General features: G+C 62.8%; 5 protein-coding genes. All 5 read left to right on the top strand.

Annotated features, from left to right (window positions below; translation table 11 throughout):
* Window positions 1-284: 284 nt before the first annotated feature.
* The 5 genes from LJE91_10425 (at window position 285) to mpl (ending at window position 5,490) form a co-directional block, all read left to right on the top strand.
* Window positions 285-1,499 (top strand): argininosuccinate synthase, encoded by a 1,215-nt coding sequence (locus LJE91_10425; protein ID MCG6869108.1) that lies wholly within the window; start codon window positions 285-287, stop codon window positions 1,497-1,499.
* An 11-nt stretch (window positions 1,500-1,510) separates the two neighbouring features.
* On the top strand, window positions 1,511-2,041 hold the full coding sequence (locus tag LJE91_10430) for a 2OG-Fe(II) oxygenase family protein (protein MCG6869109.1): 531 nt from the start codon (window positions 1,511-1,513) through the stop codon (window positions 2,039-2,041).
* 53 nt (window positions 2,042-2,094) lie between these two features.
* Complete coding sequence (gene ppnN / locus LJE91_10435; GenBank protein ID MCG6869110.1) at window positions 2,095-3,468, top strand: nucleotide 5'-monophosphate nucleosidase PpnN; 1,374 nt, start codon at window positions 2,095-2,097, stop codon at window positions 3,466-3,468.
* Between the two features lie 4 nt (window positions 3,469-3,472).
* Entirely contained in the window at window positions 3,473-4,021 is a 549-nt protein-coding gene (locus tag LJE91_10440) for a hypothetical protein (protein MCG6869111.1), read from the top strand.
* 92 nt (window positions 4,022-4,113) lie between these two features.
* Window positions 4,114-5,490 (top strand): UDP-N-acetylmuramate:L-alanyl-gamma-D-glutamyl-meso-diaminopimelate ligase, encoded by a 1,377-nt coding sequence (mpl, locus tag LJE91_10445; GenBank protein ID MCG6869112.1) that lies wholly within the window; start codon window positions 4,114-4,116, stop codon window positions 5,488-5,490.
* The last annotated feature ends 260 nt before the right edge of the window (window positions 5,491-5,750 follow it).

A 5,750-nucleotide genomic window follows, 5' to 3' on the forward strand; every position in this document is an offset into this window, starting at 1 on the left:
GCGTCTTGATGACGAACGATCCCGGCGCTGCGCTGTCCCTGCTTTGCTTGGGCACCGGTCTTGGGCTTCCTGCCCAAGCCGTTCACTGCTTCGCAGTTCACCCGGCGCGATCTGGTATGTCATTTTCCGGCAATCGCCTAATCGTCCATGTCGAGCGGGCTGCAATAGCAGGTATCCAGGCTTCGTTCGTACACCCGTCCCCGGATTCCGCTACCGCTGCATCCGGGCTACTCCAATTCCTTCTGGTACTGATTTTTTGACTCTTGAATCCGTGAGGTCTGCAAGTGTTGGAAGCAAGGAAAGTGGTGCTGGCGTATTCCGGAGGGCTGGATACCTCGGTAATTCTGAAGTGGCTGCGGGAAACCTACGATTGCGAGGTGGTGACGTTCACCGCCGACATCGGACAGGGAGAGGAGGTCGAACCCGCGCGCGCCAAGGCCGAGGCCATGGGGGTGGAGGAGATCTACATCGAGGACCTGACCGAGGAATTCGTCCGGGACTACGTCTTTCCCATGTTTCGGGCCAATGCCGTGTACGAGGGCGAATACCTGCTTGGGACATCTATCGCGCGCCCCCTGATCGCCAAGCGCCTGGTGGAGATCGCGAACCAGACCGGGGCCGACGCGATCTCGCACGGTGCCACGGGCAAGGGCAACGATCAGGTGCGCTTCGAACTGGGCGCGTATGCCCTGAAGCCCGGGGTCAAGATCATCGCGCCCTGGCGGGAATGGGATCTCAATTCCCGCGAGAAGCTGATGGCCTACGCCGAGCGCCACGGGATTCCGATCGAGCAGAAGCGCGGCGGCAGGTCGCCCTACTCCATGGACGCAAACCTGCTGCATATCTCCTATGAAGGGGATGTGCTGGAAGACCCGTGGAACGAGCCCGAAGAGTCGATGTGGCGCTGGACCGTGTCGCCCGAGCGGGCGCCCGAGCGGCCTGTCTATATGGAAGTCGCGTTCGAGCGGGGCGATGTCGTGGCGATCGACGGTCAGGCGATGACACCTGCCGCGGTGCTGGGCCGACTGAACGAGCTGGGTGGGGCGCACGGGGTCGGCCGCCTCGATATCGTCGAGAACCGTTACGTCGGCATGAAGTCCCGCGGCTGCTACGAGACCCCCGGCGGCACGATCCTACTGCGCGCGCACCGGGCCATCGAATCCATTACCCTCGACCGGGAGGCGGCGCATCTCAAGGACGACCTCATGCCGCGCTATGCGAATCTCGTCTACAACGGCTACTGGTGGAGCCCCGAGCGGCAGATGCTGCAAGACCTGATCGACGCCTCGCAGGCGCGGGTCAATGGCGATGTCCGGCTCAAGCTCTACAAGGGAAACGTCATGGTAGTCGGACGCCGGTCGGAGACCGACACCCTGTTCGACGAAAACATCGCGACCTTCGAGGACGATGCAGGCACCTACGACCAGCGCGACGCCGAGGGCTTCATCCGTCTGAACGCGTTGCGCCTGCGAATCGGGGCACGGCGGAATTCCGGCTGAGGCGGTTGCCGTTGCAGGACTGGGGTGCGCGCTCGGAAGGCGTTTGTGTCAGGACCCGACTGAGTGATGCGCCGGGGCTGAACCGGGCGCTGCTGACAGGATACCTGGCGCATCGCGATCATCCGCAAACGTGTCGGAGTCACTATTTCGCGGGGCGTTTCGAGAACGTCTATATTCCTGAGTCCCTGATCCCCGCGCTGTCGCGGTTGCTCGGGGTGGTCCGCCCGGTGGTGTCTGAGGCGATCGGTATCGCCGCAGCGATGCGGCAAGGGGTGTGGTTCAATGCCATGAGCCCGGGACAACGCACGACACTGCATTCGCACGACGGGTATGATGAGTGGATCTCCGCCGTCTACTACGTTCGCGTGCCATCCCGCTCGGGCGACCTCGTGCTGCACCCTCCGGAAGGCAAGGTTGCACTAGCCCCGCGTGAGGGCGACCTCTTGTTATTCGATCCCGGGGTCCCTCACGAGGTGGGCGAACACCTTGGCCGGGGGCTCCGGCTGTCGGTCGCCATGAATTTCGGGCCGGCCGGGGACTGAACCGCGGGCGGGCGGGGGACCCCGAGCCGCGACCGACGCGTTATCATAGGCCCATGTCCCGGAAAATTATCGAATCGGTACGGATTGCGCCTGCGGGCAGCCTCGATGTACTGTCACGCGACGAGGTCGCCAAGCTACGCGATACCAGCGAGGGGGGGCTCTACGATACCTTCCGGCAGTGTTCGCTGGCGGTACTCAATTCGGGTTCCCACGTCGACGACGCCAAGCTGGTGCTGGAAGAGTTCGCCGACTTCGATATCCGTGTCATCCAGCAGGATCGCGGTATCGAACTGGAGCTGCACAACGCCCCCGCCGAGGCGTTTGTCGACGGTGAGATGATTCGCGGGATTCGCGAGCACCTGTTCGCCGTGCTGCGAGACACCGTCTACGTCAGCAACGAGATCCGCAACAATCCCAAATATGATCTCGAGGGGTCGCGGGGCGTCACCAACGCCATCTTTCACATCCTTCGCAATGCCGGCATCCTTGTTCCGCAGACCAATCCCAACATGGTGGTGTGCTGGGGTGGACATTCCATTTCCCGCGAGGAATACGACTACACCAAGGACGTCGGGTACGAACTTGGACTCAGGGGATTGAACGTGTGCACCGGATGTGGACCCGGTGCGATGAAGGGCCCGATGAAGGGGGCGACCATCGGGCACGCGAAGCAGCGTGTCTATTCGGGACGCTATCTTGGCATCACCGAGCCGGGCATCATCGCTGCGGAATCCCCCAACCCGATCGTGAACGAACTGGTGATCATGCCGGATATCGAGAAGCGTCTCGAAGCCTTCGTTCGGGTGGGGCACGGAATCGTGGTGTTCCCGGGCGGTGCGGGCACGGCGGAGGAGATCCTCTATCTGCTCGGGATCCTGTTGCATCCGGCAAACGCCGAGGTTCCGTTTCCACTGATATTCACCGGACCCTCGGGCGCCGGGGAATATTTCGCCCGCATACACGAGTTCATCGGCGCGACACTGGGTTTCGAGGCGCAGCAACACTACAAGATCGTCATCGGCGACGCCCCGCTGGTAGCGCGAGAGTTGCGTCGTGGCATCGAAGAGGTGCGTGGTTACCGGCGGGAACGCAGTGACGCCTACTATTTCAACTGGTTGTTGAGTATCGGTGCGGCATTCCAGAAGCCCTTCGTTCCAAACCATGACAACATGGCCGGCCTGGAGCTGCATCGCGACCGGGACAGGCACGAGCTTGCCGCGGACCTGCGCCGGGCGTTCTCGGGCATCGTGGCGGGTAATGTGAAGGACGAGGGGATTCGGGCCATCGAGGCGCACGGGCCGTTCGACATCCGCGGTGACAGAGATGTCGTGAGATCGCTCGACGATCTGCTCGCCGCTTTCGTCGCGCAGTCCAGAATGAAACTCCCGGGTACCCATTACGAACCCTGCTACCGGCTGGTGACCTGATCCTGTGTCCGACCCGTCGATCCCATCCCTGGTGGCCGGCCTCGCCCGGCCCTTCGTCAACCTCTGTCTGCTGACGGCCGTTCCCCAGGACCTTCCCGCCTCCCGCCCCCTGCTGACGCTTGCGCTTGCCGGCTACGCTGCGGTCGGACTGTTCCTGGCTGTCCCCCTTTACGGGGGGCTAAGCGGTACGATGCAGACAGCGCTGGATGTCGCAATGCTGGCCTTTTATACCTGGTTGCTACTTCGCGTATCGGGTCACGCAGCGAGGTTCGATCAGACCCTGACCGCGTTGGCGGGGGCGGGGATCGTTCTGGGGCTGGTTGCGTTGCCGCTCGTCTATTCCCTGTACGCCAGCGAGGCGCGGGGGGTCGACAATGTGCCAGCGACCCTCGGCTACCTGTTTCTCGTCGTCTGGTTGATCGTGGTCTACGGGCACATCTTCCGGCATGCGCTGTCCCGCCCGTTTTCGGCGGGCGTATTCGTCAGCCTGGGTTACATGGTGTTGAGTGCCCTGGTAATGGGCTTGGTGTTTCCACCGTCGATGGCCGGGTGACCCCGGCAGCGAGCGCTCGCAGCAGGCATCCGTGCTTGCGGACCGTTCCCCGTCGATCGGGCGAAACGTAAATCGTAAGGGTCTTCGGCGTCATGCCTATTCACATTCTGGGTATCTGCGGGACCTTCATGGGCGGCATCGCATTGATCGCCCGCGAGTCGGGATACGAGGTGTCCGGATCGGATTCCAACGTCTATCCGCCAATGAGCACCCAGCTCGAGGCGGCGGGAATCCAGTTGCTGGAGGGATACGAGGCGAATCACATCCCCCCGGGCGTGGACTGCGTGATCGTGGGAAATGTCATGACGCGCGGGAACCCGGTGGTTGAACACATCCTGAACGAGGGTGTGCCGTACGATTCGGGCCCGCGATGGCTCGGGCAGCACGTGCTCGCCGGCCGGCACGTCCTGGCGGTAGCGGGTACCCACGGAAAGACGACGACATCGAGTCTGCTGGCGTGGATTCTGGAGGTTGCCGGGCTCAATCCCGGTTTTCTGGTCGGCGGGGTGCCGAGGAACTTCGGTCTCTCGGCCCGGTTGACCGACAGCCCCTATTTCGTCATCGAGGCGGACGAGTACGACACGGCATTCTTCGACAAGCGTTCCAAATTTATCCACTACGCCCCCCGCACCCTCGTGTTGACCAACCTGGAGTTCGACCATGCGGATATCTTCGAGGATCTTGGCGCCATCCAGCGTCAGTTTCACCATCTGATCCGCGTGGTGCCGGGCAGGGGCCTGGTCGTCAGCAAGGCAGACGACGCGAACCTGGAGGAAACCCTCGCCATGGGCTGCTGGACACCGAGACAGAATTTCTCCATCAAGGATGCATCGGCCGAATGGCAGGCGGAACTTCTGTCCACCGATGGCTCGCGTTTTTCGGTGACCCGCGCGGGAGGATCGCTCGGGACGGTCGACTGGGAGCAGACCGGTGTCCACAATGTCGAGAACGCGCTGGCGGCGCTGGCGGCTGCGGCCCACGTTGGGGTGGATCCCCCTGCGGCGCTGGATGCCATGACGGGCTTTCTCAACGCCAGGCGCCGCCTGGAGGTCGTCGGGCGGGGTGCCGGTGTTACCATATACGATGATTTTGCCCATCATCCAACGGCGATCCGGCTGACTCTGGAGGGACTGAAGGCGAGGATCGGCCGCGATCGGCTGATCGCCGTGCTCGAACCGAGATCGAACAGCATGCGCATGGGTGTGCACCGCGATGGCCTCGCCGGATCGTTGTCGCCGGCCGACAGGGTGTACCTGTGCAGGCCGAAAGGTCTTGCATGGGATCTCGGCGTGGTGGCGCGGGAACTCGGAGGCAGGGGCGAGATCGTGGAAGATGCCGCGACCCTGGTCGATACACTGCCGGGTGAACTGTGTCGCGGGGACCACGTCGTGTTCATGAGTAACGGCGGTTTCGGGGGCCTGCCCGCAAGGATTGCCGGGCGAATGGAGACGAGAGGCCGGGTTTCGTAAGGCGATTGCCGGAAAATGGCATACCAGATCGCGCCGGGTGAACTGCGAAGCAGTGAACGGCTTGGGCAGGAAGCCCAAGACCGGTGCCCAAGCAAAGCAGGGACAGCGCAGCGCCGGGATCGTTCGTCATCCAGGCGCGACAACTGGCGCATAGTCGAACTATGCAACGGTTGTCGCAACACAGAGGACGGACGAAAAGACAAGCAGGGTGGTATGTCATTTGACAGAAATCGCCTAAGGCCTGTGGGCTTGGTGTCGGC

The sequence above is a fragment of the Gammaproteobacteria bacterium genome, assembly GCA_022340215.1.
GTDB lineage: Bacteria > Pseudomonadota > Gammaproteobacteria > JAJDOJ01 > JAJDOJ01 > JAJDOJ01.